The organism is Mesorhizobium sp. M5C.F.Ca.IN.020.29.1.1, from assembly GCF_003997375.1.
Lineage (GTDB): Bacteria > Pseudomonadota > Alphaproteobacteria > Rhizobiales > Rhizobiaceae > Mesorhizobium > Mesorhizobium wenxiniae.
Window position 1 is genome coordinate 1 of sequence record NZ_RZSW01000979.1, and the last position, 1,227, is coordinate 1,227.

Annotated in this window: 1 protein-coding gene and 1 pseudogene; both read right to left on the bottom strand. The window is 63.1% G+C overall.

Annotation, left to right across the window (positions count from 1 at the left end; genetic code table 11):
• Positions 1-313: pseudogene (locus tag EOA85_RS35560) on the bottom strand (metalloprotease); the annotation flags it as partial.
• Between the two features lie 297 nt (positions 314-610).
• Positions 611-1,227: ATP-binding cassette domain-containing protein (locus EOA85_RS35565; RefSeq protein ID WP_127212754.1), on the bottom strand; the 617-nt coding region annotated here is incomplete at its 5' end.

Here is a 1,227-nt window from a genome sequence, read left to right on the forward strand (position 1 = left end):
TGTAGAGATAGCCGCCCGGCAGCGCGAAAGCATTGACGTTGGGTGAATTGAGGATGGCGATGCGGTAGGCCTGGGTCGGATTGGCGGACACCACGGTCAGGCTGCCGACGACCTTGGCGACCATGCGCTCGAGCTTGGGATCGGAATACTCGCCGCCATAGGCGGCGAGGATGCGCGGGTGCTGCGCCTTAGCCATTTCGGCGAGCTTGCTGTTGGCGGCGACATTGTCGACCGTGATCGGTTTGTTGGAAGGCTGGAAGCCGGATTCCTGAACGTCCGGAGGCGTGAACATCTGGCAGCTTGCCAGCGCCATGGCAAAGCTGGCCAGCGCGAGGAAGCGCGCCAGCGGTTTCCTTCTCACTCTGTCGGTGCCGGTCGGCAGAACAGCTTCCTTTCGGGTCTCAGCACATGGCCCCGAAAATCGGGCATCGATTTTCAGAAAGGATCATACGCACAATCAACTGCCACAGCGTCCTTCGCGCCCACGAGCACGCATGACACCGAAGTGGCAAATCACAACATATGCCGGACCAGTATCGGAGGACCTAGCCACACTACTTTGACCATGGCAAGCAAGCACCACATCGCCTGAAGCCGGTTTGGCCGTAAATTATGTCCGCTTCCGGGCAACATCTCGTGATCCCGCGCCAAACGGACCTGCACCGATATAGTGCCGGAAGGCTTCCGGTCCAGCCTTGGTAAAAAAATCGGCGACAGTCCCGGTTGCGGCAACCGTGGCATTGTCCAGGAACACCATGTCCTGGCCGATACGGTGGGCGTCCTCCGGCTGATGCGTGACGAACAGCACCGTCATGCGCCGCTCTGCTTGAACGTCGGCTACCAGATCGAGCATGTCGTCGCGCAAGGCCGGTCCGAGCGAGGCGAACGGTTCGTCGAGCAAGAGCACCGGCCGGTCGCGCACCAGGACGCGGGCGAGCGCGACGCGTTGCCGCTCGCCACCGGAGAGTTCGCGCGGCAGGCGCTGTTGCTTGCCGGCAAGGCCGACGCGCTTGAGCGCCGCGGCGACCGCAGCGTGGTCGGCCTCGGTCAGCCTGAGCGACGGCGAGCGGCCAAGGCCGACATTTCGTTCCACCGAAAGATGGGCAAAGAGATTGTTTTCCTGGAACACCATCGACACCGGCCGCGCCGAAGGCGGTTTGGCGCCGAAATCGGCGCCGCCGATCAGCACGCGGCCCGATCGCGGCGTCTCGAAGCCGGCCACCAGAT